Origin of the sequence: Methylotuvimicrobium buryatense 5G (genome assembly GCF_000341735.1) — a bacterium.
Taxonomy (GTDB): domain Bacteria; phylum Pseudomonadota; class Gammaproteobacteria; order Methylococcales; family Methylomonadaceae; genus Methylotuvimicrobium; species Methylotuvimicrobium buryatense.
The window spans coordinates 3,799,021-3,825,013 of the sequence record NZ_KB455575.1 but is presented as its reverse complement, the minus strand read 5'-3'; the positions used below and the strand labels follow the sequence as shown (position 1 = coordinate 3,825,013).

Annotated in this window: 26 protein-coding genes and 1 CRISPR repeat array; of the genes, 4 read left to right on the top strand and 22 right to left on the bottom strand. The window is 49.2% G+C overall.

Annotated elements, in window-relative coordinates; translation table 11 throughout:
- A partial coding sequence (locus METBU_RS24565) for a helix-turn-helix domain-containing protein (RefSeq protein WP_144053596.1) occupies positions 1-302 on the bottom strand: 302 nt, incomplete at its 3' end.
- Positions 303-411: 109 nt separating this feature from the next.
- Between METBU_RS24565 and METBU_RS29255 the strand changes: the two genes are divergently transcribed.
- From METBU_RS29255 to istB, 4 genes are all read left to right on the top strand, one after another.
- Positions 412-690 carry a group II intron maturase-specific domain-containing protein gene (locus METBU_RS29255; protein ID WP_201764871.1) on the top strand — a complete coding sequence of 93 codons (279 nt, stop codon included), beginning with the start codon at positions 412-414 and terminating at the stop codon, positions 688-690.
- Positions 691-878: 188 nt separating this feature from the next.
- Complete coding sequence (tnpC, locus tag METBU_RS24560; protein WP_017841820.1) at positions 879-2,450, top strand: IS66 family transposase; 1,572 nt, start codon at positions 879-881, stop codon at positions 2,448-2,450.
- A 443-nt stretch (positions 2,451-2,893) separates the two neighbouring features.
- Positions 2,894-4,474, top strand: coding sequence for an IS21 family transposase (gene istA / locus METBU_RS0117280; RefSeq protein WP_412768469.1), 1,581 nt, complete (start codon positions 2,894-2,896; stop codon positions 4,472-4,474).
- Positions 4,461-5,207 carry an IS21-like element helper ATPase IstB gene (gene istB / locus METBU_RS0117275; protein ID WP_017841818.1) on the top strand — a complete coding sequence of 249 codons (747 nt, stop codon included), beginning with the start codon at positions 4,461-4,463 and terminating at the stop codon, positions 5,205-5,207. The genes istA and istB overlap by 14 nt, the downstream gene beginning before the upstream one ends.
- A 110-nt stretch (positions 5,208-5,317) precedes the next feature.
- A CRISPR array of direct repeats spans positions 5,318-8,034; the repeat unit is 29 nt; unit sequence CGGTTCATCCCCACGGGTGTGGGGAACGC.
- Between the two features lie 115 nt (positions 8,035-8,149).
- Here the strand turns inward: istB and cas2e are convergent.
- The 21 genes from cas2e to METBU_RS0117165 form a co-directional block, all read right to left on the bottom strand.
- Positions 8,150-8,452 (bottom strand): type I-E CRISPR-associated endoribonuclease Cas2e, encoded by a 303-nt coding sequence (gene cas2e / locus METBU_RS0117270; protein ID WP_017841817.1) that lies wholly within the window; start codon positions 8,450-8,452, stop codon positions 8,150-8,152.
- Between the two features lie 131 nt (positions 8,453-8,583).
- Positions 8,584-9,468 (bottom strand): type I-E CRISPR-associated endonuclease Cas1e, encoded by an 885-nt coding sequence (gene cas1e / locus METBU_RS0117265; protein WP_235726423.1) that lies wholly within the window; start codon positions 9,466-9,468, stop codon positions 8,584-8,586.
- Positions 9,469-9,498: 30 nt separating this feature from the next.
- The gene (locus METBU_RS0117260) at positions 9,499-9,801 is read right to left on the bottom strand and encodes a type II toxin-antitoxin system RelE/ParE family toxin (RefSeq protein WP_017841815.1); all 303 of its coding nucleotides are present in this window, start codon (positions 9,799-9,801) and stop codon (positions 9,499-9,501) included.
- On the bottom strand, positions 9,802-10,236 hold the full coding sequence (locus METBU_RS28475) for a type II toxin-antitoxin system Phd/YefM family antitoxin (RefSeq protein ID WP_017841814.1): 435 nt from the start codon (positions 10,234-10,236) through the stop codon (positions 9,802-9,804).
- A 132-nt stretch (positions 10,237-10,368) separates the two neighbouring features.
- Complete coding sequence (locus METBU_RS28790) at positions 10,369-10,536, bottom strand: PIN domain-containing protein (RefSeq protein ID WP_017841813.1); 168 nt, start codon at positions 10,534-10,536, stop codon at positions 10,369-10,371.
- Between the two features lie 241 nt (positions 10,537-10,777).
- Positions 10,778-11,035 carry a ribbon-helix-helix protein, CopG family gene (locus METBU_RS0117245; protein WP_017841811.1) on the bottom strand — a complete coding sequence of 86 codons (258 nt, stop codon included), beginning with the start codon at positions 11,033-11,035 and terminating at the stop codon, positions 10,778-10,780.
- A 165-nt stretch (positions 11,036-11,200) separates the two neighbouring features.
- Positions 11,201-11,467 (bottom strand): hypothetical protein, encoded by a 267-nt coding sequence (locus tag METBU_RS0117240; protein WP_017841810.1) that lies wholly within the window; start codon positions 11,465-11,467, stop codon positions 11,201-11,203.
- Between the two features lie 90 nt (positions 11,468-11,557).
- Complete coding sequence (gene cas5e / locus METBU_RS0117235; protein WP_017841809.1) at positions 11,558-12,244, bottom strand: type I-E CRISPR-associated protein Cas5/CasD; 687 nt, start codon at positions 12,242-12,244, stop codon at positions 11,558-11,560.
- Entirely contained in the window at positions 12,234-13,307 is a 1,074-nt protein-coding gene (gene cas7e / locus METBU_RS0117230; protein ID WP_026130290.1) for a type I-E CRISPR-associated protein Cas7/Cse4/CasC, read from the bottom strand. Before cas7e ends, cas5e begins: the two co-directional genes overlap by 11 nt.
- Before the next feature lie 24 nt (positions 13,308-13,331).
- Entirely contained in the window at positions 13,332-13,997 is a 666-nt protein-coding gene (cas6e, locus tag METBU_RS25450) for a type I-E CRISPR-associated protein Cas6/Cse3/CasE (RefSeq protein WP_017841807.1), read from the bottom strand.
- Positions 13,990-14,541 carry a type I-E CRISPR-associated protein Cse2/CasB gene (gene casB / locus METBU_RS0117220; RefSeq protein ID WP_017841806.1) on the bottom strand — a complete coding sequence of 184 codons (552 nt, stop codon included), beginning with the start codon at positions 14,539-14,541 and terminating at the stop codon, positions 13,990-13,992. The genes cas6e and casB overlap by 8 nt, the downstream gene beginning before the upstream one ends.
- Positions 14,538-16,100, bottom strand: coding sequence for a type I-E CRISPR-associated protein Cse1/CasA (gene casA / locus METBU_RS0117215; protein WP_017841805.1), 1,563 nt, complete (start codon positions 16,098-16,100; stop codon positions 14,538-14,540). The genes casB and casA overlap by 4 nt, the downstream gene beginning before the upstream one ends.
- Entirely contained in the window at positions 16,084-18,663 is a 2,580-nt protein-coding gene (locus METBU_RS25445; RefSeq protein ID WP_017841804.1) for a CRISPR-associated helicase/endonuclease Cas3, read from the bottom strand. Before METBU_RS25445 ends, casA begins: the two co-directional genes overlap by 17 nt.
- Positions 18,660-18,791 carry an HD domain-containing protein gene (locus tag METBU_RS28210; RefSeq protein WP_017841803.1) on the bottom strand — a complete coding sequence of 44 codons (132 nt, stop codon included), beginning with the start codon at positions 18,789-18,791 and terminating at the stop codon, positions 18,660-18,662. Before METBU_RS28210 ends, METBU_RS25445 begins: the two co-directional genes overlap by 4 nt.
- A complete protein-coding gene (locus tag METBU_RS0117200) occupies positions 18,781-19,041 on the bottom strand; it encodes a DUF2442 domain-containing protein (protein WP_017841802.1) in 261 nt (86 codons plus the stop codon). Before METBU_RS0117200 ends, METBU_RS28210 begins: the two co-directional genes overlap by 11 nt.
- A gap of 19 nt (positions 19,042-19,060) precedes the next feature.
- Positions 19,061-19,198: a hypothetical protein gene (locus METBU_RS28205; RefSeq protein WP_017841801.1), complete on the bottom strand. Its 138-nt coding sequence runs from the start codon at positions 19,196-19,198 to the stop codon at positions 19,061-19,063.
- Complete coding sequence (locus tag METBU_RS0117190; protein WP_175421714.1) at positions 19,198-19,437, bottom strand: type II toxin-antitoxin system Phd/YefM family antitoxin; 240 nt, start codon at positions 19,435-19,437, stop codon at positions 19,198-19,200. The genes METBU_RS28205 and METBU_RS0117190 overlap by 1 nt, the downstream gene beginning before the upstream one ends.
- Before the next feature lie 126 nt (positions 19,438-19,563).
- The gene (locus METBU_RS0117185) at positions 19,564-20,544 is read right to left on the bottom strand and encodes a helix-turn-helix transcriptional regulator (protein ID WP_017841799.1); all 981 of its coding nucleotides are present in this window, start codon (positions 20,542-20,544) and stop codon (positions 19,564-19,566) included.
- A gap of 811 nt (positions 20,545-21,355) precedes the next feature.
- Complete coding sequence (locus METBU_RS0117175; protein ID WP_017841797.1) at positions 21,356-24,025, bottom strand: sensor domain-containing protein; 2,670 nt, start codon at positions 24,023-24,025, stop codon at positions 21,356-21,358.
- Complete coding sequence (locus METBU_RS0117170) at positions 24,000-24,467, bottom strand: hydrogenase maturation protease (RefSeq protein WP_017841796.1); 468 nt, start codon at positions 24,465-24,467, stop codon at positions 24,000-24,002. Before METBU_RS0117170 ends, METBU_RS0117175 begins: the two co-directional genes overlap by 26 nt.
- Entirely contained in the window at positions 24,464-25,993 is a 1,530-nt protein-coding gene (locus METBU_RS0117165) for a nickel-dependent hydrogenase large subunit (RefSeq protein ID WP_017841795.1), read from the bottom strand. The genes METBU_RS0117170 and METBU_RS0117165 overlap by 4 nt, the downstream gene beginning before the upstream one ends.

Genomic DNA, 25,993 nt, shown 5'->3' with positions numbered 1-25,993 from the left:
CATTTTTTCGTTTCATCCATCGGGTCGCCTGCCGTATGCTCTTTTAAAATAGACAGAAACGCGTCATTAATATCCGTGTGTTTTTTAATAGTTTGTTTTCGACCTCCGCCCGCTTTTCTATCCCGTTTTTTGGGGATAATTGCCTTCTCTTTCAGTTCATTTATCCCTCGTCGGATGGTATTGCGAGAACAGGAAAACAGCTGAGCAATATAGCTGATGCCGCCATAAGGAAATTTTAATGCTTCAACCCCCGCATACAAACGCTTATCTTTTTCGGATAGACGGTCGAACACTTCTTGCATTTGTTTTTCAATTTCTATTGGGTAAGCAGGCTTCACTATAAGTTTTGGGGTAATGTTTTAGGTTCGTTAACTTTACCGCATTGCAACGACTACTTGCTCAAGTTATTTCGTGCTCATTCCTAAGCTCAAAGAATGGTTCCGAAAATACAGTGGATTACCGAAGAAAATCCTATTTGCCAAGCTAAATAGGAAACTACGGGGTTACTATAATTTCTACGGTATTCGAGGGAACAGCAAAAGCTTAAGCAGTTTTGCATATCGAGTAGGGCAACTCTTCTATAAATGGCTGAACAGGCGTAGCCAACGCAAAAGCTATAATGTAGTTGGGTTCAAAGCATTACTCAAAGACTTTGAATTAATCAAACCGAGGATATGCCATGATTTCTAAGAATACTTGTGCGGCGAATATGTGCGAAGTGAGCAGTTCAGAAGAGCCCGGTGCGGTAATTCCGCACGCCGGGATCTGTGAGGGGGCAGTTGGGTAACTGGCTGTTCTACCTTGATCACTACAAAAATCATCCAATCAGTCATTAAAAAACTGTATTTTTTTAGCCACCAAGACGTATTCTGTGCGCCATGCAACTGAGCGATCATGACCTAAACCAACTGGATGAAGACAAGCTTCTTGACTTGCCGGAAGAGGCTTTGCGTCGCCTTTCGATTCGCTTGCTCAACGATCTCAAGGAAGCACGCGAGCGCTTGAAGCAAAACTCGCGCAATAGCTCCCGGCCACCCAGTAGTGAAGCACCGTGGGATAAGGCGAACGATACAGCCAGTGATACCGATGCTATAGACGCTGGCGAAGACACGCCGGACCAGGAAACAGATAACACCTCACCCGAGCCACCTGCTAAAGAATCCAAACAAGATTCTCAAACCGACTCGTCTCAAGCTTCGGATGATGTGCGTAAACCCGGTAAGCAGCCTGGTGCGCAAGGCTTCGGCAGACAGCAAGTCCTGCCAGTGACCGACTATCAAGACCATCGTCCCGAGCTTTGCGCGTGTTGCGGTACTGTGTTCACAACAAGTCAGCAAAAAGCGTATACCGCTTTTGATACCGTTGACCTCACCTGGGCTGACGCGAACGATCCGGGCTTGAGATTAATCACGACGCGGCATAGCTATTATGAAGCGACGTGTCACTGCGGCCATGTGACGCGAGACGAACCGTATCGTCACGTGACCCACGGCAGTTTGCCGAACGTCGTGTGCAGCGAATGGCGCCTGGTCGGGCCGGGTTTGGCCGCCTTGATTGTGTGTCTGGCCTATCGCATGCGGCTATCCCGTGAGCGCATCCGCGAATTCTTGCAGGATTGGTTAGGGTTAAGTCTCAGTGTCGGCACGATCAACAACACCCTGCATGAAAGCGGCGCGGCGGCGATGCCGATCGAAGACGAACTCATTGAGGCGGTAGTCAATAGTCAATTACTGCATGTCGATGAAACGTCCTGGATGGAACTGACGACCTTCTTATGGCTCTGGGTGTTCAGCACGGATAGCGTGACCGCTTACTGGATTGCCTACCGCAGTGCCGAATTGCTCGAAAACCTCTTGGGCGAAGACTATTTGGGCTGGCTCATGAGCGATGGCTACCAAGCCTATCGCAGATACCCGAATCGTGTGCGCTGCTGGGCGCATCTGCTGCGCAAAGCCCAAGGGCTGGAAGAGAGTTTCGACCCTGTGGCCCGCCAGTTCGGTAAACAAACACTGGCGTTGCTGAATACGCTGATGAACGCGATTCGTGAGGCCCGCGTCGACCCACCCGACAAACCGTTGACGGAAACCTTTCAAGAATCACTAGCGCTCTATCGAGCGCTATGCGAAAGCCTGCGCGAAGCAACGCATAAAAAGACGCGTGAGCTAGCCGGTGAAATGCTCAATGATTGGGATGCGATCTTTCAGGTCGTTGCGTCCTATCATTTGCCGTTGACCAACAACGAAGCCGAGCGGGCCTTGCGGCATTGGGTGATTTTGAGACGCATCAGCTATGGCACGCGCACCGAGCAAGGCTCGCGGGTATTCGCCATTTTAATCAGCGTGATCGAAACCTGCCGTAAAAGACAGCAATCCCCTTGGCTTTATTTGGCTGCCGTCATTGATCATCAGCGGACCGGGCGGCCGATTCCAAAATTGCCTCCAGTGGCCTGATCAAGGTAGAACAGCCAGTTACCCAACTGCCCCCTCACAGATCCCGGCGTGCGGAATTACCGCACCGGGCTCTTCTGAACTGCTCACTTCGCACATATTCGCCGCACAAGTATTCTTAGAAATCATGGCATATCCTCGGTTTGATTAATTCAAAGTCTTTAAGTAATGCTTTGAACCCAACTACATTATAGCTTTTGCGTTGGCTACGCCTGTTCAGCCATTTATAGAAGAGTTGCCCTACTCGATATGCAAAACTGCTTAAGCTTTTGCTGTTCCCTCGAATACCGTAGAAATTATAGTAACCCCGTAGTTTTGTTAATGGCCAATTAAACTGAGCCAGAAATGGCCAACAATTTTGAGCTACTTTTTCAGACTTTATTTATACCAATAAATCTGACAGAGTCCCTGAATTTTTTCCAGGGAGCGTCATGAAGGAGTGGATTGTGATCCATCAGATTAAAGCGTTATACAACGATGGCAACGGCTTATCCGAGCGTCAGATTGCCAGTCAATTGGGTATTTCCCGTAACACCGTGAGCAAATACCTGAAGCTGTCGGCTGCGGACATTAGTGCCCTGCAGGAAGAGATAGCCCGAGGTAAGAAGCTGGACGATTACCGCGACTACATTATTCAGTTGCTGCAAACCTATCCGGGCTTGTCAGCGGTCAAAGTGCTGCGCAAACTGAAGGCCAAAGTGGACGATTTGGCCGTTTCCGACCGTTCGGTACGGCGTTATATACAGGCTCTCAAGCAAGAGATTAGCTTTAAGCAGGCGCGTTATTATGAGCCGGTATTGGACATGGTGCCGGGCGAACAATGCCAGGTCGATGGCGGCGAACTGCGCGATGTGATGATTGGCGGCGTGGCGACGACGGTATATTTCATGGTGTTTGTGCTGTCGTATTCGCGTCTGATGCATGTTTCGATCTGTGCCAAGCCTATTGATACCGAAACGCTGATTCGCCAGCACGATGCGGCATTTCGCTATTTCGGCGGCATACCGCAAGAGTGCGTGTACGATCAGACCAAGCTGGTGGTCATTAGCGAAGTGTTTCGCGAGTTGCGCTTGAACCAGCGCTTCCATCAGTACGCCACGGCAGCGGGCTTCACGATTCGGGCTTGTGAAGGTTATGATCCGGAAAGCAAAGGCAAGGTCGAGGCCGGGGTCAAATACGTCAAACAAAATGCCTTGTATGGCGAGACTTTTACCGACTGGGATGCTTTGAAGGCCCATATGACCGACTGGCTCGACGGGATAGCCAATCAACGGCGACACGGCACCACCGGCCAACAACCGGCGATACATTACGCGGCCAACGAGCAAGGCCATATGCGGGCTTACCTGACGCCGTCTTGTGTTGACGCTACCGCCAGCCAGGCCCGCATCACCCGCAAGGCGGATAAAACCGGCTTGATCGCCTGGCAATCCAATAAATACCCGGTACCGATGGCGTATCAATGCGCCCGTGTCGCCGTGCATGAAGCTAACGGCGTCATCCAGATCAGCAATCTCAGTACTCACAAAGTGATCGCCGAACATGCTGTGTGTCTAGAAAAGGGGCAAATTATTAAGAACCGGCATCATTACCGGGATATGTCGCTACGCATCGAAACGCTTGAAAAGGACTTGCATGAACTGCTGCCGTCTCCGGCGGTCGTGACTCAGCTATGTGCCCTGTTGAAAGCCAGCTCGCCGAAAATCTACAAAGACCAGCTGGCCGGTGCCAAGCAGGTGCTAACCGAGCAGATCAACCGGCAGGGTGCGATTCCCGAAGCGGTGCTGACACGGCTGATCGACACGCCTCGGTTAACGGCCAGCGGCCTGAAAGAACGGCTGGACGCATGGCGGCAGTCTGCGGGACGCTCGGGCGACAGCGACGTCCAGTCGGTGGAGCAGGACTCCCTATCGATTCAGCCATCAGAGCCGCCCACTGCAGCCATCAAGCAAGAACGCCCGCTGGCCCGTTATCGTGCCCTGAATGGCCACTCGGCTGGCCAAGGAGAGCGCCATGCCGTCCATTGATCAGGTCGCCCGGCAATACCGCGGCTTGTGCCTGACGGCAATTGCAGAGCACTTGCCGACCTTGCTTAGCCAGGCCGAGACCCATGAAAGCTCCTACCTGCAGTTTGCCGAAAGCTTGGTTGAACACGAACAGCGCCAGCGCAACGCCAAGCGCATCGAGCAAAACCGCAAACGCGCTGGCTTTCCTTTGCTCAAAAGCCTGGAAGAGTTCGATTATCGCTTTCAGACCACCATCAGTAAACGGGAAGTCAACAGTTTGCTCGACTTCGGCTTTATCGACAATCGGGACAATGTGGTCTTCATCGGACCGCCCGGGGTCGGCAAGACCCACCTGGCCATCGGCATCGGCCTGAAAGCCATCGATGCCGGTTATAAGGTCAGCTTCAACACCGCGCTAGGCTTGATGGAGGCCTTGGAACTGGCCGAACTCAAAGGCGAGTTGAAAAAGAAAATCAACCAACTGCTCAAATTCGATGTACTGATCATCGACGAACTGGGTTACCTGCCGATGAACAAACAAGGCATGCACAACCTGTTTCAACTCATCAACGCGCTGTACGAATACCGCTCGGTGATCCTGACCACCAACAAGGAATTCACCAACTGGGGCGAGTTTTTTATCGATGACAACGTTGCCGTACCCATCGTCGACCGCATCATCCATCATTCACACATTTTTATGCTAGGAGGGGAAAGTTATCGACTCAAATCAAAGCTAAATCAAGCATCGTAACCCTGGAAAAGTGGCTCAATTTAAATGGCCAAAACTGGCTCAATTCTGTTGGCCATTGACAACGGGTGTGGGGAACGCTTCGGCTAATTGTTTTTGACGTGCAGCAATAGCGGTTCATCCCCACGGGTGTGGGGAACGCAATTCCTGATTTTACTGAAACGCATAAAGAAACGGTTCATCCCCACGGGTGTGGGGAACGCACGTCAGCACCGATTACATAGCGTTCACCCGGCGGTTCATCCCCACGGGTGTGGGGAACGCGCTCCACTCGATCCCCTCAACCGTGATGATGTCGGTTCATCCCCACGGGTGTGGGGAACGCCTCGCGCGGTTTAAGTTCGCCGCGCTTTTTTTCGGTTCATCCCCACGGGTGTGGGGAACGCAGTAAGGATAGTAATGTTACATTTATTGTTATCGGTTCATCCCCACGGGTGTGGGGAACGCGGTCCCGATCATCACTTGAACGCCGGGATAGACGGTTCATCCCCACGGGTGTGGGGAACGCTGCATTTCCCCGAAAAGATCGAATCGTTTCGTCGGTTCATCCCCACGGGTGTGGGGAACGCGATCTGGTGAACCGTCGGTAATGATTCGTAAACGGTTCATCCCCACGGGTGTGGGGAACGCTAAAGCAGAAATACAAAGAATACGGGGTCACGCGGTTCATCCCCACGGGTGTGGGGAACGCCACGCCCAAATTTTTAAACGCCTGCTCGATCACGGTTCATCCCCACGGGTGTGGGGAACGCTTGAGAAGCCCCATTGCCTGAGTGGTCGAAAACGGTTCATCCCCACGGGTGTGGGGAACGCGCATGTCGTTTAAAGCGGGGCAAGAATCGTATTACGGTTCATCCCCACGGGTGTGGGGAACGCAATGAACATTCAAATAGATTTGTCCTGGATCGCGGTTCATCCCCACGGGTGTGGGGAACGCTTGCTCGATGAAATCATGAGCAGCAAATTTAACGGTTCATCCCCACGGGTGTGGGGAACGCAAAACCAACCCCAAAAACAAAAAAACTGGCGGCGGTTCATCCCCACGGGTGTGGGGAACGCGCCAACCTGCCCGGCCACCGCGTCCAGAATGACGGTTCATCCCCACGGGTGTGGGGAACGCCTCCTCGGTCGCCGGGTATTTTTTATTCAGGTCGGTTCATCCCCACGGGTGTGGGGAACGCTTTTTTGCCGGTCGTGATGGCACCGATAGCCACGGTTCATCCCCACGGGTGTGGGGAACGCCCGGATAGGCTCCGGCGGGCTGTTTGCGCTGACGGTTCATCCCCACGGGTGTGGGGAACGCGTCGGGTAAGCTGTAGTCGGCAGGGCCGAGAGCGGTTCATCCCCACGGGTGTGGGGAACGCAACAGAGGATGAGGCGATAGCACAAAAGCTAGAGGTTCATCCCCACGGGTGTGGGGAACGCGTTGAGGATCAGCGCGATCGCATCGAGAATTCCGGTTCATCCCCACGGGTGTGGGGAACGCTTTAACAATCTATTGTTGGTGTCAATTGAAGACGGTTCATCCCCACGGGTGTGGGGAACGCTTGAAAATCTACTGCTAAATGTACAGCCACACCGGTTCATCCCCACGGGTGTGGGGAACGCCTCCAATGCCGCCCAATACATCGCAATCAGGTCGGTTCATCCCCACGGGTGTGGGGAACGCGGAGTAGGAATCCCAGAGACTTTGAAAATAGTCGGTTCATCCCCACGGGTGTGGGGAACGCGCGGCATGGCGCCGTGGCGTGAGTTACGCCGAACGGTTCATCCCCACGGGTGTGGGGAACGCCGGGCTTTGGGCGGGGTGTTGTCGAGATAGCTGGGTTCATCCCCACGGGTGTGGGGAACGCAAGCACCGCTTTAAAATAAAATCAAACTAACGCGGTTCATCCCCACGGGTGTGGGGAACGCCTGATAATCGGCGTTTATCCGATTTAATTAATCGGTTCATCCCCACGGGTGTGGGGAACGCCTCTACTGACTTCCGCTTCCTCTCCAGGAATGCGGTTCATCCCCACGGGTGTGGGGAACGCGATTAAGCCGATTTCACCTAGATCAACCTCGCCGGTTCATCCCCACGGGTGTGGGGAACGCGACAAACCGGTTTTAATCCCCATCGTGTCAGTGCGGTTCATCCCCACGGGTGTGGGGAACGCTTGGCATCATCTCGAAGGCGATCACGATGAGACGGTTCATCCCCACGGGTGTGGGGAACGCAGCATTGTGCATCTGCAATTTTTCCACCTTGGCGGTTCATCCCCACGGGTGTGGGGAACGCTTCAGGACGATTAGCCCGTATCCAGACAATCACGGTTCATCCCCACGGGTGTGGGGAACGCGATTCAACGATTGAATAAATTGATCGGCAACCAGGTTCATCCCCACGGGTGTGGGGAACGCTACAAAGCAATCATCTTCTATGCAATAGTAGTCGGTTCATCCCCACGGGTGTGGGGAACGCTCTTCCGGTTTTACCCCTATTAACTCAGCAAGCGGTTCATCCCCACGGGTGTGGGGAACGCTGGTGTTAATACGCGCTTTTCTATCTCGACGACGGTTCATCCCCACGGGTGTGGGGAACGCTTCTGAGATTGTAGTTGTACCATCCGGATTAACGGTTCATCCCCACGGGTGTGGGGAACGCTGAATACCAGATTACGAAACTCGCGAACATTTCGGTTCATCCCCACGGGTGTGGGGAACGCGGTCGAGGGTGGGATAGGTGGGTTTAAATTTCCGGTTCATCCCCACGGGTGTGGGGAACGCCTTTGTACTCCGTAGGTGTTCCGACCCTATGACGGTTCATCCCCACGGGTGTGGGGAACGCACTTATCTTAACCGATTGTTAGATAAACAGAAAATCAACCTGCAAATTTCTACCGATTATTTTCGGTATTTCCGGATTGTTAAAGAGCGGTTCATCCCCACCGGTGCGGGGAACGCTAAAGAGCTTTGGCTTCATCGTCTTCAAGAGGATAAAAAGACACGAGTTTCAGACCGTCTAGCTCGACCGGCAGACGCCGGTTTTTGCCTAACGTCATGAAATCGAAACCGGACTCGGTGTTGGTCGACCAAACCATCACGGCGTTGCCGTCTTCGATGCCGGCCTCGATTTGCTGCCAAATCATTTCGCGGACTTTGACCGATAAGTCGCCGACATAAACGCCTGCTCGGATTTCGATGAGCCAAACGGCTAAACGACCTCGCAGTCTCGGCGGTACATTTTCAACGACTATGACTAACATGATGATTCGATGAGTGGTGAGTAAATATTGTTATCGCGCTTCTAATTTCGTTTTTTGATCCCTTATCCCGGCACTTTCCGGGAGGGATTTGACACGAATGCTCCGAAATTCGAATTGCGAATGGTTTAGCGCTAACTTCGGTGCCCTACGTCGCCGATGTTTTCCGGGTTCGGTATCGCCGGCTCGATGTTTTCTTCGGCCGGCTTCGGAATTTCCAGCTCGCCGGCGGCAAGGACATCTTCGATCGTCGGGATGATTTTTTTCAGGATTTTGGTTTGCCGAAAGATATCCCGGCACATCAGGCGCACCTCGCGCTCCGGATCGGGATAATTTTTCGCGGCGATTTTGAAAGCGTGCGGAATGATATCGTCGAATTTGAACAGGTCGGCGATATCGTAAACGAACGACAGCGGCTTGCCGGTATGAATGAAGCCGATCGCAGGCGCGTAGCCGGCGGCCAATACCGCCGCTTCGCAGATGCCGTATAGGCAGGCCGTTGCCGAGCTGATGCAGCGGTTCGGCATGTCGCTTTTGTCCCATTGCGACGGATCGTATTTGCGGCCCTTCCATTCGACGCCGACCTGTTTGGCCAACAGTTGATATGTTTTTTTGACTCGGGCGCCCTCGATCCCGCGTAATTGCTCGACGCTACGGCGCTCGGGCGGTTTTTCGCCGAAACGGATTTCATACATTTTGCGGACGACTTTCAAGCGAGCGGCGTCGTCCAATGCCAGCTTGGCCTGATACAACAATCGGTCGGACCTTGCGCCGCCCGGCTGCCCGGAAGCATAAAGCCGAACGCCCGCATCGCCGACCCAGACCAGCAAGGTCCCGGCTCTAGCGGCCAATGCTGCGGCATGATGCGAAATCCGAGTGCCCGGTTCCAGCATGATACAGGCAATGCTGCCGACCGGGATATGGGTACGGATACCGGTTTCGTCGATGACGACGAAGGCGCCGTCCTTGACATCGATTTGGCCTTTCTGGATGAAGACCATAGATACGCGTTCTTTCATGGCGATGGGTTTTAAAGGTGGAAGCATAGGCTAGGATTGGTTTAGATCAGGAAGTTGCAACAATCGTTCGCTCCGCCAAACCCTAACGACATGGATTTGCGGATTGTCCAACCAATAAACAACTCGAAAAGGCGGGTGGATAAGTTCGCGAATTTTGGGCTCGGCAAATTCCGGCACGATCCTGCCAATCTCGGGATGTTTGATCAGGATTTCAAGATGGGCAATGATCCCAGAAACAAACTTATCGCCGATGTGCTCGATCCCCTGCTCCCGATAGTAGGTTTTGATGTCCATAAGATCGTTAATGGCTGAATCGGCAAACAGTAGTTTCATTTAGTCAATAGCTAACTTGGTTTTGACTTCCGCCAACTCCATGACTCGGCCATTTTTCACATCCATCAAGCCCTGGGCGACGGCTTTCATAAAGGCACGCTCTTCTTGATCTTTTTCGTAATCATCCAAATTTTGCACCACTGCGACTCCACGGCCCCGGCTGGTTAACAATATAGGCCGATGGGTGTCTTTTACTTGATTAATCACCTTAGCCGGATTTATCTTTAAATCGCTTAGCGAAATAACATCTTCGGAAAATTTAGTTTGCATCTGCTCATCCTTACTGATTTTAAGACCGGATTTTAGCACCTGTTTACTGGTGCTGTTTAATTCTACGAAGATCGACAGTAAATCGGACAAGGTCGGCTCGGATAGCCGGACTGAAGAGTTCATATCAATCCGCGGCGCTGGCGTAGCCTTGCGAATGTATTTCATTCTCGCAACAGTTGGTTGATACAAGGCAGCGTCGTGCCTCACACTACAGCGACTTTTCAGCTTGCGCCCAATCATTGTCGTGAATACGGGCAACAATGTGTTACATCAATTTCACGCGGGCTTGCGAAAACATCAGGAATCGGGCAACAGTAGGTTTTGAAAAGGTTTGTGAGTTTTCCAACGGTAGGCTTGAAAGTCTCGCATATCGGTGGAAAGAATGCGTCCGTGACCCAACTCCTCAGCCAAAATCACCAACGAGGCGTCGGCTAAATCCATCGGCAAGTCGGCGTATTTTTGCATTAACTCTGTTATCCGTTTTAAGTGTGAGGGATGCAGATCGTAAATGTCGAACAAGCCTTCATCGTATGTCGAGAGAAATGCACAAGCTTGATTTTACCCCAATCTCGATTGCAAAAAATAGCAAGTTTCCGTTATGACAGGCCATGTCGAAATCAATCCTGCATCAATCCAGCTAAGCATATCAACGGCTTTATGATGATATACATCATCCTTGTTGAGCAACGCATACCAAAAACCGGTATCAGCGATGACCCAGTTTTTCATCGATGTACTCTGCGACATATTCTTTATACCTGACCGAACCATCGCTTGGCCCATGGCCTATGCCTGCCAACTTATCGATTAGCATCCGGTTTTTTTCTTTGGCCGATAATTCCGTTTTTTCATAAAGTAAATCCAACGCAATTTTGATGATTTCCGTCGTATTCAGATTCGTTTTCCGTTTTATGGTTTTAAGTTTCTGTTCGTAATCTTCGTCAATTCGAGCGGTAATACGCATTTCAAATCTCCTGTCCGACTCATTGCCGAACGACTATAACACTAAGCCCGGCAACAGAAAACAAGCCGCAACCGATGGATATGTGCGGGCGAAGCATCAGAAATCGGGCAACAGCCGGTATGGAATTTGTCTTTAGGGTTGCCTAATGCACGCCAATAACCGGTATCAATCAATACCATGCTTTTCCTTCAAACCGTTATAAAGATAGTCTTTATAGACTTCCGACAAGTCTTCCGGCCCTTCGGCGCACCTGACAAAATTGCTTTCCAACAAAGCCTTCATCTTGGCGCCGGAGTGAGTTTTTTGCCTTAACGACTCGGCTTTTTCCGCCAGCAGTTCCTTGATAATCCGGGGTATGGTTTCGCCGGTTTGCTCCTGGATAAAAAGTAAGTCTTGTTCACTTTGCCCGTCTAATTCGGCATTGATTTTCATATTCGCCTCCTACATTCGGCATGCCGTGCTGGCTATATCATCAAACTCTAAACTTGAATGATTGGTTTGAACTACATGTTGACGTTAGCGCTAAATTTCTGCTTCGTGAATTACCACTCGACGTTGACTTTTAACACGCCTATCGATTGCGAAATCGAGCGGAGCATCCATTAAAGAGTCTGTACCATCAGAAAAAGACAAAACTTCTTTCTGATAGGTGAAAGATTTAAGTTCTTTGCCGCCGAGTAATTTGTCATTTGCCGCTTCGATCATTTCATACTTCCCGGCAAAAATCGGGGCACTGGGAATACAGGACTTGCGTCCTAGCCACATCCCCCATTCGGGATCAAGAAGTTTGTCTTCCAATTGATCCGCGATGGAGCTTTCAATTTCTGATAGCAACACAACAAAGTCAGCATCACACAGATATTGTCGATAAGTCATAACGGCGTTTTTGCTAATAGTTCCGGACGCTGTTTTCGTGTGCTCTACGGTATGAAAATCCTCAATCCGACGAACATTGATCATCCACGATTTTTCACCGGAAAAACGTTTGCGAGGCAATGCAATCGCCGTCATCAAGCAGCCGGATAAGTTGCCCAAAAATTGTTTTTCCTGCTCAGAACCTCTCGAAAATCCCATGGCGGCACAACAGATTCCTAAGACAGCGCTTTTAGTGGGAAACAACCCCGAGTTTCGATAAGTATATTCGCTGTTATAGCCCCATGCTTGCATGGGGCCGCTAAGGCGTAATGCGATGACTTTTTTACTCGACATGCTGCACCAGTTCGGCAATGAATTCATCAATGTTCGATTCCGGTATCACCGCTCTAGCGACTTGGTGTCGATCCAGCTTCCACGTTTTGTTCAAATGTTCTTCTTCCTCTTTTAGCTTAGATACAGACGCTGGCATAATACCCTTTCCCGAAGCATTCCAAACCGGTTGCTCAAAGGCATTGACCAATTGCACCGGATGGCCTTTATCTCGGACAAGGCCTAACACATAGGCCGGCCGGGTATACCCATTCATCGAATTTTTGCGACCGGAATTTGATTCCGTCATCCCTGGCACCGCTTCCAATGTTGCTTGAATGAATGCCGTTACGACATTTTTCCTTTCGTCAACGGTCATAGCAGCAAGATGTTCTTTATCGGCTAACATACCCAGATTTACCGCAGCAAAACGATAGTAAACCGAAGAATTGAACTCCAATGTGCCTGTCATCCCAGCACCTGATTCACCTTTTTTTTGCCAATCGTCCACCGCAGCAAAAAAGTCTAATTCATTATCGACCTTATGCGTAGATATGGGATGATTAAACATCGCCGCGCCCTCAATGGTTAATGAATGATCGTTGGCAACCATACGGCCAAATAGCGAAATATCAGCAGCATCTTTTAAAACACCGATGCCTACTTTTTTAACGGCTTTTGAGGCGTCGCCCAGTTCTACATATTGTTTCGCCAATGCTTTCAGTTCGGCATCACTGGTATAATGGAGCGTTTTTACTCGATGAACGCCAGACTTTTTTTCGGCATCGGCGTCTAATTTACCTATCTCGGCAGCTATAGATTTAGCGCCCTCTAATGCCTCACTTTCTGATTTACCCAATTGTTCCAAATGCTTCACTAATGGCTCGATAATCAAGCGAGTCCTTTTTCCTTCAAAATAAGGACTGATTTCATGTGCATATTCCCGAATAGCGCGCTTCCAACTCTGACTGGACACCCTGGCTCGCTGGACGCCACCAAAAAAAGCGGTCTTGGGTGATCCTAAGTCATCACGGTTCAAACAAGTCACTGGGACAGACTGTAAAATATGTAGTTCTAAATGTTTCATGGAATTTCCTTGTATTTTTAAATTTTAAATTCGCAACGGTTTAATCAACAGTAAGCCAAAACCGAATCCTTTAGCCGAACCTATGCCTTCGCGAAAAGCTCGCTTAAATTTTTCATGATCGGTAACTTCCAATATTCCTTGGAAACGCACACCGATATGCAAACCCTTTTCGCCGTTTTTGTTAAATCGGTGATCAACCGGTTTATCAAGCTTTAATGGAAAATCGTCTCTCACAATAAAGCCATGACTAGCCGATTTGCGTATTAACCACTTAGTTTGAGAAAACTCATCCAGCCAAGTTAATCTCTGCCGGTTTTTGGTAAATCCTCCTTGACCATTCGGTTTTTTGATGGCTTTTGTCGGATTCGCATATAAATCAAATTGATAAGTTGGCTGTGATAAAAACTCGTTACTGATAGTTACAACTCGCCAAGTTTGTTCCGTACACCAATTTGGCATTTGTGGCTCAAAATCGGAGACCACCAATAATTCGACATGCTGACTCTTGGCCGTGTATCGGCTTAGAAATGGTGTGGGGCCTTTTTCGCTTTCCGGCCTGTTCCTACGTAGTTTTAACTCAGGATGATGTTGAAATAGCTCCCATGCCTTTTTATGCCACGCGTAGTTATCGGTAATTTTTTCTTTCGCTATTTGTTCGTATGTCAAAGACAACTTGATCAAATTAGTCATTACTGACAACCTCCTCAGCCTCATCCGAATCTTTATCGGCGTGAACCTTCCAGAATTCTTTTCCCCAAGCTAACTTTATTTTTTCTTTTTTGAAGCTGTTGTTCCACGCTAACAAGTCTGTTGTCAGTTGAACGTAGTTGACACAAATTACTTTCTCATTTGCTTTTGCTCGAAAAATTAGCCTTCTTACTCTGGGTAAAATCTCATCGTTATTTGCCGCTAACGCGTATTGGAAATTTCTAGAAATCGTGCCGGATTCCCCAGATGCTAGTTTTTGCTTTTCGTCACTATCCAATAATTGAAAACATAAACTGCCAATGTTCCCGTAATCTACTGCTTTCGGATGATGAGCAAATAACCCTGCAACGGTTTGAATAGTCTTTATTTGATATGGTTTATCAAAATCAACAAACCGACTGAGTAATGGCCATGTCGCCTGCGCCTGACTATCTATTAATCCTTTACGCAGCGTTGCCATTTTCCCTCGATCAGTTTGTAAATTTTGCAAATACTGAATAAAACGTTCCTCAAATATTTGACTCATGCCGCCTCCTGACTTTCTGATTTAATCGGGTGCAATAAATGCCAACCCGCCACATAAGCACGTAGTTGGCGAGGGCTATCGTGATTACATAAGGTTTCGTATGTTTCTGTAGCAGCTTGGTTAATAGCTTTCAACCAAGCTTTCTTAGAATCTTCACGCGCCTGATCCGTACCCATCCCTAATAGGGAAATGTATTGCATTAGTAGATGACGCTGTTTTTCAATCAGCGTCCAATAATGTGCAAGGTATTTTTCTTTGACACGGCTTTTTATGGCACGATATTTTTCACTTTCATGTTTAGAAAGGGGTTGTTTATTAATTTTTTTAGAGACAATTTCAATCATTTGAGGCATTAACATCGAAAGATATATCTGGATCGCTTCATCTAATCTAAATGCCATAATTTCCGCTTTCTTGACACCATCATTGTATGCTGCTCTGTTTTCATCCGAATTAGTAAAGTAACTCGGTACATGAAGGACGGATTCGAATCCATCAAGAACCGAAGCTTGCTCTCTTTTTAAAGCTAGAATTTGTAAATCATAACCTTCGGATTTCGACTGGTTTTCTATAGCTGCGGGCCCTCCAAATGTTTTTCCTTTACGTTTCGCGGTTAATGCACAAAGTTCTCGCCAAGGCGTAGCAGTTTTACAACCCAATATGTCATTCGCATCTTTCTGCTTATTGACGACTAATACTGCAGTAGTTTCAACAAATTCAGGATGCACCGGATAAATAAAACCTTCTCCCATTAGCATTGTTTTTTTATCCGGAAGTAATTTCAACCATCTGCTAATGGGAACTAGTCTTCCCAAATAGGTATGTGTCGCATTTAAAACAGCATCTTTATCATCAGGGGAAACAGGAAAAAACTCCCATACCGGAACACCAATATCGTCGCCATATCGGTCCTTAATCTGTTGAATTGTCAACGTATTGGCATGTAACGTTTTAACTATCGTATGCTTTCTAACAAAACAATGAAGCATTGACTGTGAGGCACACGGCGCATCTTTGACACCTGATTTCGATGTTACTTTATTTTTCCATTTTGCTTGAGGATATAACCCCCCTAAAGAAAAATTGTTAAACGTTATAAGGGATACGACTAATGCGGAAGCTTCCATCTGTCTAGGAGATGTTTCTTTAAAAGGATTAATACACCCATGATCGAATAATGTTGAATTACTACCCGTTGCCAATGAAAAATTAAGTTTTGTTGTGTACGTTGGTTCTTTATTGAATGGTTCTAACTCAGCAATTTGTAAAAAAGGTTTTTTGGAATCAAATAAATTAAAGCTACCCTGCCAATTTTGTAAGTAATATAAACACTTACCAGGAATTATATCTAACGCATCGTCCCACTCATCTTCTTCAAGCAAGCCTAATCCAGCTTGAGCTAAACAGATCAAAAATCGCATAACACTTATCCGTTCATGCGGCCTTAATGCTAAGTCAAGCCATTCATCCGATTGTTCGAATAATTGATTCAAGCTGATATAGCACAATTGATTTTTGCTATTAGTCACCGGCAACCAGGGATCAGTCACAAGATTCATCAAGCCCTCCTTTGTTGTAAATTTGTATAACACCTTTTATTTCGCACCATGAAAGTTTTATTTCAGGCTTCAATCCATCCATATTAAGCCGACCGTCGTTATCCAGGTGCGCCAAACAATGTTTACCCTTCAGATAAAAAGACAGTTCCGACTCTTTTTTAATTTGCTCGAATGGCCAAGCATGAACTCTGACAATGTTTTGATGAATTGCCCTTGCATCCTGTATTTTGAATTCAGTAATAGGCAAGGAAATCTTATAGTCATCCAACAAAGTTATTTGATTTACACTACTTTCTAAAACAATCAAAAGCGGAATTGTTTCAATATCAATTAACCGTGTTTGTTTACCTTCTTCATCAGCTAAAGCCATTTTGGAAAATAACCGTGTATTTCCTTCGGCCAATCTTGTTTCAGCAAACTCTGTACCTTTGACTTCCGAGTACAAGGCTTGCCACGAATCAGGGTCTTGATCTGTGTTTTCGTAGGTATTTTCCAGTAATTGTCTTATCTGTGAATTCCCGGTTTTATTCGATAATTCTATAAATTCATAATCATGTAATGTCTGATAGGTCTTGAGTAACGGATATACCTGATAGACTTTTGCTTTAATACCGAAAGCTTTCTTAATGCGTTCGCTACCTTCTCGTTCCAATTCAGCGAGTGTTTTTTCTTCCTCGACAATCCATACTTGTGGCTCAGAAACAGGCCTAATTCGTGCAGATCTAACATCCATATGCCTCCATAAGCGTCCAATCCTTTGCAACAGCATATCCATTGGCGCCAATTCCGAGATAAGAATATCGGCGTCAATATCGACGCTTTGTTCGACAATTTGTGTAGAAACCAAAATACAACCGCCTTGTTGCGCACCAGTCTTACCCAACCTTTTCATCCAATACGCTTCCCTCTCTTGCCGGATAAAATGCGGGTAGCGCGAATGCAATAGCCCGGATTCAAAACCACTATCGCTTGGTAATTGCCCAAAAATTTGCTGTGCGAGATTAACCGTATTACAAACCCACAAGACTCTGGCCCCCATTTGAGCCGCCTTGACGGCATCTTCGATTAAGTGATTCGAGTTTTTAAAGATTTTACGAACCGCTGGCCTTTCGGGTGCTACTGCAAACTGCGGCTTTATAACGTCGCCATTTATCGTTTTTCCGGTAATTAAAGGATAGGTATCTACATTTACTAAATTACCGTCAATACCGATTAATTTATTTCTAACTTTTGGCAGTAACGTTGCGGACAAAATTATGATCGTACAGCCGAGTTTTAATAACTCATCGCATAAGCACTTAACCAAAGTTCCTGTGAAATAATCGTAACTGTGGACTTCGTCAATGATGATGACTTTGCCGGACAATGCAAAACGCCTGACGAAAAAATGTTTCACTGCAACAATTGACATTAACGCCTGATCGATTGTACCCACGCCAAAATTAGCCAATAATGCCCTTTTAGCGGAGGCAAACCAGTCACGGCTGACAGTTGCATCACCATCGAATTTTTTAAATATGGTTTGTACTGCCCTTGGCTGGTAATAATCCGTCTCCAGCCAAGCATTAGCATGAGCCAGTCTTGCATTTTCGGGTGTTTCAGAAATTGCGTTAATGAAATCATTTACCCGCAAATGAATCCGGTTGGATGTTAATTGCGTAGGCAATGCAAAATACAATCCCGACGCTTTTCCGGTTTTTAAAAGCTCGTAAGTGCAAGCCAATGCCGCTTCAGTTTTCCCCAAACCCATCGGCGCTTCTATGACGTAAATACCGGGTTCCTTAATGGCAAGTAACGCTTTTTCTTGTAATTCGTTTGGAATGAAGCCAAAAATATCTTTAAACTTCAGCCCCTTTCGTATGCGTGGATTGGCTAAACCTATACTTTCGACAGCAAGCTTTGCCGCTATTTTGCCGTTGCCAGTATCCAGGCCTTTATTTACCGGAAAATATGTTTCATCTGATCCAATCCAATCGGCAATAGTGGTTAATCCCATTAACCACGGAACAATCGCATCACGCTTATTTACTTCATAAGTGGGTATCTCGCTACCAAGCTCAGCTTCTAATTCGAAAATAATTTGTTGTCGTTGGAAATGCCACTCATCTATGAAAGGAGTAACATCACAATTGCCGTATTTTTCAGGAACATGCATTTTTCCGTGATGCGCGCCAGCAATCATTGCCCACGCTTGTGCTACCGATTGCTTCACTCCACGCTTTTGAAGCAACAGCTGAATTGAATCCTGACTGTGTGCCTCATGCCGCTTCTCTTGTTGCGCTTCCCAAGCATGGTCAGCAGCAAATAAAACTAAATTTTCTCGAATTAACCACAGAGGACATTTAACGAGAAACCCTGGCGACCATTTTCCAATATCATGAATGGCGGCAATGATCGCTATCGCAATTGGTGTTAAGTCGGCATCGGGAATTTTTCGGCTTTGCTTTACCAACTCCAACGCAACCCAGCCTACATGGCAACAATGCTCAAAAATCGGCAAGCCAGGCGAGCCGTCTTGGTTAGTTTTGGCCCAACCGCTTTCCTTTGGATTGAATTGAATCATAAGTAAGCCACATCCAAACAATGATAAGGCAGCAAATGATAGGCAGGGCCCGACTCGCCTTCGGGTTTGGCTTTGCCCCAGTATCTGTAATATCCGGCTGTTTCGGTCATGGCTACCTCAGTTTTCATTGGGTTCGTTTTTCGGTTGTATCAATGTGTATAAAAACTCCGGAGCCAGGTCGGCGCCATTGGGCCAGCTAACGGTACCTAATTCCGGATTTAATCTGATTTGGCTGAAATTATTCGGGTCCAATAATGGTTCAAACATTTCTCCCCAAAGCGCATTGCGTAAATCGGCAACACCGGACAATCCGTCGTTAAATACCAGTTTTATACGATAATCATCGAGATACACGACGTCGGTTATATGTAAAATCATGATTGGATTCCGATTGTTTTCATATATATTCGGCCTGCATCAAGCCATTCGAAAAAGGCGGCAATTCGTTTTCGAACTGCTTGGCAATACGCTGCTCCGACTTAGCCAATTGTCGCAAAATTTCTCCTGCCGGCCGGATGAAATCGATTCGACGCATCAAATACTATCCAACAGATTTCGGCTGGCCTCGGTACCGATGAAGCCTTCTTTCTCGACCAAAACAGCCAAGTTGTGCAGGTACTTGTCTTCGTATGCAAGCAATTCCGAGTAACGGGCAGACGACAATAAAACCGCAAAATATTTTCGGTGCTTTTGGATAATAACCGGCTCTTGCTGGGCAATATCGAGAGTCTGCTTCAATAGATGTTTGGCTTGAGTTGTATTGAAAAATTTCATAGCACTTTCATTTGGAATGAACATTTTGGTTTTAATCCAGCATCGAATTTATGGTTCATTTCGTCCTCGTCTACCGATCTAGTTGGTCATTATGCATAGCCACCGTATCAAAGCGTGATACGGTACTTATTCTTTTTGATAAATTTTCGCCATTTTTTGAATTTGCTCGATCACGGCTTCGCGTAAAAAGGCAGGTTCCAAAATTTCGACTTCGGCGCCATTGCGGAGGATGTCCATCAACAGCTCGCGGTGATCGCCGAAGGGTATGCTCAATTCGTAACTGCCGTCTTCGTGCCAGCGGCCGGTTTGTTTCGGATGCCATTGTTCGTCGGCGACCCAGCGGGCGCGTTCGGGCGTGAATTTCAGTTTTGCGGTGTGTTCGGCTTTGCCGGAGAAGATGCCGTAGGAGGAACTGAAATAATCTTCGAGTTGCTGTCGATCGACGTTTTGGGAGGGTATTTCTTGGCGGGCGGCGGTTTTAATGCGTTCCAGTGCGAAGGTGCGCAGTTCTCTTCTAAAGTGACACCACGCGTCAAGGTACCAGTTGTCCCGGTAGTAAACTAGATTTTGCGGGGATACGCTGCGTGTGGTTATTTGTCCGTCGCTACGCGCGTCGTAGACCAAATCGAGGCGTTTATTATCGAATAGCGAGCCGGCGATTTTGGCGAACCATGGATTTCGAACTTTTTGTCGCGAGGCGATCGGGACGATTTTAATGCATTCCAGTTTGCGTTCGGCGCTGCTTCGATCTAACGCGAGAAGTTTTTCGATCCGGTTTTGCAGTTGGGCGATTTGCTCGCCGAACAGGCCCGGCGATATTTTGCGCAGCATGGTATGGCAGGTCAGCAAGCCCCATAATTCCTCGGCATTGAACCATAAGCCGGGCAGTTCGTAAGGGTGTTCGCCGGCTTCGGTGTCGTAATAATAACCGTTGCGTTTACGGTCGTAGGCGATCGGCGCGTCGAAGTGGTCGCGCATGAGTGTTAGCAACCGCTTTACGGTCGCTTCGCTGCATTCGAGTTTTTCCTGTAATTGGGCATTGGAAACCGGCGTTCGGCGACCGGATAGGATGGTGTGTAATTGGTAGATTCGTTCAAAGCGGTCCATCGCCGCATCTCCTGGTTTAGTGTCAGGTTTTTTAAGGATAGCGTATTTTCGGAAAACTCATGCTCACTTCCATTGAGCTAAAGGTCAGGATTTACATTTGATATCAACAAAGCGGGGCTTGCAGTCAAGCATTTACACATGAAGGGAGCAGGTTTAATTAATAATTTAACCTGCTCCCTTTGGGACCGTTATCGGCCACCAGCGTTATGGAAAATATATCGAATCAAGGTTCTGCACTCTTTTCTGACAATCTTTTCGAAAATCGACATTGTATCGGCTTTCGGTTCTGTTGATTGTTTCAAGTGCGACTGATCTTCAGATCCGGCTTTCAAAACTGCACGTTGATGAAATATTTTATGCAACTTGTTCGCATGAATCATAATGACCTCCTAGAGGATGAAAGAACATTATTTTGCAAAAAATGGCAAGGCTAAACTTCCATATTTTTCATTGCCATTCGGGTTAATCCGGACATAATTTCCGCATTTCATATTTCGGCATTCCGCTACTTATTTCAGCCCGCCTAATCTTGATTTACGAAAAATTACTCCATAAAAATACCCTGCATGATTTTCCAAAGACTTCATTAATTGGCGTCTTCGAATATAAATTTATCCATTTTTCCTTTCATTTTTCTTTCATCTAGAAGCAAATAGACACCTATCTCCCAAAGTATGTATCCATATCGCGATGACTATACCCATCGGAGTTCAAAATTCGGCACCGGGGTCCCCGTCAAAGGACGCCGTGAATACGTCCATGTAGGCTCTATGCCAGCTCCATGCTGGCCCCTCACCTAGCGTACCCGGCTTCAATCAAAAAGATCTGCATCGAACTTTTGCTTGGCCAATAGCTTCCGGAAGCTTTCGGCGTCCAGCGGGCGGCTGTAATAATAGCCCTGCACTTCGTCGCATTTTAATTCGTTAAGAAAAGCCGCTTGTTCTGCGGTTTCGACACCCTCGGCCAAAACGGTTAGTTTCAAACTGTGTCCGAGTGCGAGAATCGCTCGGGTAATGGCCATATCATTGCTATCTTGCGGAATATCCATCACGAATGAACGGTCGATTTTCAACTTGTCGACCGGCAGGCGTTTCAAATAACTGAGCGACGACTGCCCGGTTCCGAAATCATCGATCGCCAGGCTCACGCCCAATGCGCGAAGCTCTTCCATGATACGAACGTTCTGTTTCGCTTGACGCATGATATAGGTTTCGGTGATTTCGAGCTCTAGGTGCCGGGGAGGCAGTCCCGTTGTTGCAAGGACGTTGCCGACCGTTGCCAAAATATCGCTGCGTTCGATCTGCGCGCCGGACAGATTGACCGCGACCTGTTTGAATGCGTAACCGGCGTCGAGCCATGCCTTGGCCTGACTGCATGCGGCCGATAGCACCCATTCGCCGATCGCGACGATCAGCCCCGATTCCTCGGCGATCGGAATGAACTTGTCGGGCGCGATCAGGCCGTGCTCGTGATGATTCCAGCGCAATAAAGCCTCGGCTCCGATCAATTCGCCGCCGGATAAGGCGAATTGCGGTTGGTAATGAAGATGGAATTCCTGGCGTTCCAGTGCGTCGCGCAGCTCACTTTCGAGAAAAAGACGTTCTTTCGCGCGCGTAGTTAGATACGTTTCGTAAAACTGAAAATTACCGCGTCCTTTTTCCTTGGCTCGATACATCGCAAGATCGGCGTGTTTGATTAAGGACATGGTGTCTTTGCCATCCTCAGGATAACAACTGATGCCTATCGACGTGCCGATCTCCAGCTTATGGCCTTGAACGATGAAAGGTCTAGAGAGGTGCGCAATGATTTTGAGGGCGACCTGTTCGACATCGGAGCGGCTCCCGGTATTTTCGAGCAAAATGATGAATTCGTCGCCACCCAAGCGCGCGACCGTATCGTCTTGGCGCAAAGAACTCTTGATTGCGTGTGCGACCATGCGCAAAAGCTCGTCTCCGGCCGGATGCCCGAGACTGTCGTTGACGTGCTTGAACCGGTCCAGATCAAGAAACAAAACTGCCAGCGGATGGTAGTCGCGATTCGCCCTCTCCAGTGCATGCTCGCAGCGCTCGTTGAATAACTGCCGGTTCGGTAGTTCGGTCAAGGCATCGTAATAGGCCAGATGGTAGATATGTTTCGCGCTTTGCTTTTGTTGGGTTAAATCGTAAAAGACGCTGATATAGTGCGTCACGCGTCCGATGGCGTCGCGCACCGACGATATATTTTGCCACAGTGGTATCAGTTCGCCGTTCTTACGCCGGTCCCAAATCTCACCCTGCCATTTGCCGTCCCGTTCGAGTGCGGCCCACAGACTGCGATAAAATTGCTTATCGTGGTGCTCGGATTTCAGCAAGCTCGGTTTTTGTCCCAACACCTCGTCGGACGAATAGCCCATGACTTCGCTGAACATGCGGTTGACCTTGACGATGCGCGTATTCGCATCGGTGATTAGAATGCCATTCAGGCTATTGTCGAAGACGCTCGCCGCAAGACGCAACTGCTCTTCGGCCAAGCGTTGCTCGGTGATATCCTGAATCGTTCCGACCAACCGTAAAGCCCGCCCGGCATCGTCATAGTAGATGACGCACCGTTCGTGTATCCACTTAATTTGTCCGCCGGCCGCTAACAGACGATGTTCGATGTCGTAAGAACCATGCGTGCTTAGGGCGGATGTGAAAGCCCGGTCGACTGCGGCCCGGTCGGCTGGATAGACGAGTTCGAGAAAGTCCGCATAGTTACGGGGTATCGAAGCCGAATCGAGCTCGAAAATAATACACACTTCCTCCGACCAAGTGAGTTTGTCGCACGTCAAATCCATTTCCCAATGCCCCAGGCGGGCGATTTTTTGCGCCTCTTTCAGGCGTTTTTCGCTTCGGCTCAATCGCTCTTGTTGTTGTTTGAGCCGCGTGATATCGCTCGCGCAAATGACGGCGCCTTCTTCTTTGCCTTGAGGGTTGTGTTGCAGACTCGCCTCAAACCAATAATGGCGATAGCTTCCGTCGCGGCTTCCCAGACGGTGCTCAGCGGCATAGGAACCCGAACGCCGCACGACTTCGAACAGCGGAGAAAAAACGGGCCACGGCAAACCGATCGCTTGTGCGACAAGCGCTTGTCGTTCGTCGGGATGCAACCAGTCGTCCAGCACGCGATTGTCCGGAATCGAATCGGTTCCGGACAACTCCTGCGCGCAACGCCGATTGACTTGGCGTATATGCCCATCAGGTCCCAGCACGATCATCATCGCGCCGGTCGAATCCATGACGCGACGGATGAAATTACTTTGATTCAGCTGATGTAGGTTGGCTTCCTTTAGCTCGTTACTACGTATTTCGAGCACCCGCAGCATCGAATCGGCCTGCTTGGCGTCGATCGACAATTGTTGCTCGAGCGCCGCGTTGGCGATTCGAAGCGCTTCGACTTCGACCCGCAAACGCGTCAGTTCCTCATTTAGGTGCGATTCATTGACGGGAAACTTGCTCGGCATATTTTTCCAGTAGAACGAAGGCATCGTCGACAGCTTGGCGCACCGGTTTTGACAAGCCCGGACGGAACGGTGCCGCTCCAAGGATTTCCGCTGCGATGATCTCGATGCGTGGGCAGTCCGGCAACGCGGCAACGGCCTTTAACAAATAGCCTACGCCGATGCCGTGGCCCGGTAACGTGATTTCGGCCGTAACAACATTCGGCGATAATCGGCTTAATTTCCCTGGTATGCCGCCCGATGCGACGGCGTCGACGATCATCACCTCATGGCATCCTTGAAATAGCGCTAATGCCGCCAGACCGGGCGTTCCGGCGTCGAACACGCGCACGTTATCCGGCAGCGGCAGCGCCGCTAGCCGTTGGTAAACCGCCGGACCGAAACCGTCATCACCGTGGAGCGGATTACCGAAGCAAACGATATGACATAATTGCCGATTACTCATGGCCCGAAACGTAGCCTCGTGCCGGTGTTCAGCACATGTACCGTGCACACTAGGCACGGATCGTGGGAGCGAATGACATGCCCGATTTCTACGGGATCGTCCGGATCCTGAACGCTCAGTCCGACTAGGCTTTGCTCCCAATGCCCCGGCAATCCTCCGCTGTCTCTAGGAGAGGCGTTCCACGCGGTTGGCGTGATGATTTGATATTTTTCGATGACACCGTCTTTGATTTTGAGCCAGTGCCCGAGCGCCCCGCGCGCGGCCATGATCAGACCGTATCCTTCTCCGTCGGTTTCCTGTGTTTTGGCCGGATTCAAAATATGCGGCTCGTGTAGATTCGCTGTTAACTCGTCGAGTATCAGTCGCGCTTGCTTCAATTCGACGGCGATTCGCCTGACCCGCGCGAATTGCCGAAGCCAAGCGCTGCCGCCTTCGGCTTGGTGCAGCGACGCAATCAGTGCATCGCCGCCGATTAGCAGCTCGGCCAACGGTCCGGTCTGCACCACCTTATCGCCGTAGCGCGGCGCCTTCGCCCAAGTGTAGCGGTCGCTGTTCGGCTGAAAATCGGGGACGGTTTCGCCGTTCCACGGATGCCGCCCGCCGTCATAAGGCCGGAACCAGGAATGACGAACGTGCTCATTGATCAGTTGTTGATCGTATGGCCCGACCGTGCCGCTTCCGCCGTCGTAGAAACCGCCCGGCAGCACACGCGCGTCGTGCGGCGCGGACCAACGGTCGGGATCGCACCAGGCGCCATAGCTGAGCATGTGCGGCGTACCCGAGGCGCACAGGTGTAGGCCGAGCGAGCGGGCCGCGCGGCTCATCAAACCCAGCGCGCTGCCGGCATGCGCCGGCGTATCGAGCCAAGCGAAATAGCGCTCGGCATCTTCCAAGGCCAGCCAATCGTCGAGCGAAGCGCCGATGACGCGCCGTTCGTACCAGCGCTGAATCTCATCCAATACCGAGCGGCAGGCCAACAGCCGGCGCAGATCGGCCGGCGTCGTCACGCCGCCGGGTATCATATAGGATGAATGCGGCCATTGCCCGCCGAAATGCGCGACGATTTCGACCGCTTTCCGCGTTTGAGCCAACGTTTCGAGATAAATCGAACCGCGAAACGGTTCGAAAGCGTCGACCGCATCGTCGAACCAGCTGTGCTGACTATAACGCCGATGGCAAAAATCGGGCGCGAAAAACAGAAAGGTTTGACGTAAATCGTTCTGTATACCTTCGGCAATCAGGCAAAGATTGCGGATGCGCGTCGCATTCGGCGGCACCGGCGTCCGCCAGGCATGTTCGAGCGCGAGCACTGCCGAGTAAAGATGAGCCGTACCGCAAATGCCGCAGACCCGCGGCGTGATCACCAACGCATCGCGGGGCGCCCTGCCCATCATGATCTGCTCGAAACCGCGATACAGTGTGCCGATGGTCCGAGCTTCCGTGACGACGCCGTCGTCGAGCACCAAAGCGATTTCGAGGTCTCCCTCGACGCGGTTCAAATTGATGTTGACTTCAATCGTAGCCAT

Bases quoted from the DNA above. Each gene is read 5' to 3' on its own strand.
- METBU_RS0117245 (WP_017841811.1), bottom strand. From the start codon at position 11,035: ATGCGTATTACCGCTCGAATTGACGAAGATTACGAACAGAAACTTAAA.
- METBU_RS0117200 (WP_017841802.1), bottom strand. From the start codon at position 19,041: ATGATTTTACATATAACCGACGTCGTGTATCTCGATGATTATCGTATA.
- METBU_RS0117170 (WP_017841796.1), bottom strand. From the start codon at position 24,467: ATGAGTAATCGGCAATTATGTCATATCGTTTGCTTCGGTAATCCGCTC.
- METBU_RS28475 (WP_017841814.1), bottom strand. From the start codon at position 10,236: ATGAAATACATTCGCAAGGCTACGCCAGCGCCGCGGATTGATATGAAC.
- METBU_RS28205 (WP_017841801.1), bottom strand. From the start codon at position 19,198: ATGCGTCGAATCGATTTCATCCGGCCGGCAGGAGAAATTTTGCGACAA.
- METBU_RS0117175 (WP_017841797.1), bottom strand. From the start codon at position 24,025: ATGCCGAGCAAGTTTCCCGTCAATGAATCGCACCTAAATGAGGAACTG.
- METBU_RS0117190 (WP_175421714.1), bottom strand. From the start codon at position 19,437: ATGAAATTTTTCAATACAACTCAAGCCAAACATCTATTGAAGCAGACT.
- cas5e (WP_017841809.1), bottom strand. From the start codon at position 12,244: ATGTCGAGTAAAAAAGTCATCGCATTACGCCTTAGCGGCCCCATGCAA.
- METBU_RS0117165 (WP_017841795.1), bottom strand. From the start codon at position 25,993: ATGGCTACGATTGAAGTCAACATCAATTTGAACCGCGTCGAGGGAGAC.
- casA (WP_017841805.1), bottom strand. From the start codon at position 16,100: ATGAATCTTGTGACTGATCCCTGGTTGCCGGTGACTAATAGCAAAAAT.
- istB (WP_017841818.1), top strand. From the start codon at position 4,461: ATGCCGTCCATTGATCAGGTCGCCCGGCAATACCGCGGCTTGTGCCTG.
- cas1e (WP_235726423.1), bottom strand. From the start codon at position 9,468: ATGAAAGAACGCGTATCTATGGTCTTCATCCAGAAAGGCCAAATCGAT.
- tnpC (WP_017841820.1), top strand. From the start codon at position 879: ATGCAACTGAGCGATCATGACCTAAACCAACTGGATGAAGACAAGCTT.
- cas6e (WP_017841807.1), bottom strand. From the start codon at position 13,997: ATGACTAATTTGATCAAGTTGTCTTTGACATACGAACAAATAGCGAAA.
- METBU_RS28790 (WP_017841813.1), bottom strand. From the start codon at position 10,536: ATGCAAAAATACGCCGACTTGCCGATGGATTTAGCCGACGCCTCGTTG.
- cas2e (WP_017841817.1), bottom strand. From the start codon at position 8,452: ATGTTAGTCATAGTCGTTGAAAATGTACCGCCGAGACTGCGAGGTCGT.
- METBU_RS0117240 (WP_017841810.1), bottom strand. From the start codon at position 11,467: ATGAAAATCAATGCCGAATTAGACGGGCAAAGTGAACAAGACTTACTT.
- METBU_RS0117260 (WP_017841815.1), bottom strand. From the start codon at position 9,801: ATGAAACTACTGTTTGCCGATTCAGCCATTAACGATCTTATGGACATC.
- METBU_RS0117185 (WP_017841799.1), bottom strand. From the start codon at position 20,544: ATGGACCGCTTTGAACGAATCTACCAATTACACACCATCCTATCCGGT.
- METBU_RS25445 (WP_017841804.1), bottom strand. From the start codon at position 18,663: ATGATTCAATTCAATCCAAAGGAAAGCGGTTGGGCCAAAACTAACCAA.
- cas7e (WP_026130290.1), bottom strand. From the start codon at position 13,307: ATGAAACATTTAGAACTACATATTTTACAGTCTGTCCCAGTGACTTGT.
- METBU_RS28210 (WP_017841803.1), bottom strand. From the start codon at position 18,791: ATGAAAACTGAGGTAGCCATGACCGAAACAGCCGGATATTACAGATAC.
- casB (WP_017841806.1), bottom strand. From the start codon at position 14,541: ATGAGTCAAATATTTGAGGAACGTTTTATTCAGTATTTGCAAAATTTA.